We start from the raw sequence: 479 nt of genomic DNA on the forward strand, positions 1-479 counted from the left end.
ACCATGGCAAGACCACTCTGACTGCTGCTCTGACCAAGGTCTGCTCCGAGACCTGGGGTGGTTCCGCTCGTGCGTTCGACCAGATCGACAACGCGCCGGAAGAGAAGGCTCGCGGTATCACCATCAACACCTCCCACGTTGAGTACGATTCCGCTGTTCGTCACTACGCTCACGTTGACTGCCCCGGTCACGCTGACTACGTGAAGAACATGATCACCGGTGCTGCGCAGATGGACGGCGCTATCCTGGTTTGCTCGGCTGCTGACGGCCCCATGCCGCAGACCCGCGAGCACATCCTGCTGTCCCGTCAGGTAGGCGTTCCTTACATCGTCGTGTTCCTGAACAAGGCCGACATGGTTGACGACGCCGAGCTGCTGGAACTGGTCGAAATGGAAGTTCGCGACCTGCTGAACACCTACGACTTCCCGGGCGACGACACTCCGATCATCATCGGTTCCGCTCTGATGGCCCTGGAAGGC

The 479-nt window shown here is 60.1% G+C and carries 1 protein-coding gene; it reads left to right on the forward strand.

The genetic code is table 11. The annotated features are described in order from the left end of the window. A partial coding sequence (locus MnOB_RS28445) for a GTP-binding protein (RefSeq protein WP_234358347.1) occupies positions 1–479 on the forward strand: 479 nt, incomplete at both ends.

The organism is Metapseudomonas resinovorans, from assembly GCF_002003485.1.
In the GTDB taxonomy this organism is placed as follows: domain Bacteria; phylum Pseudomonadota; class Gammaproteobacteria; order Pseudomonadales; family Pseudomonadaceae; genus Metapseudomonas; species Metapseudomonas resinovorans_D.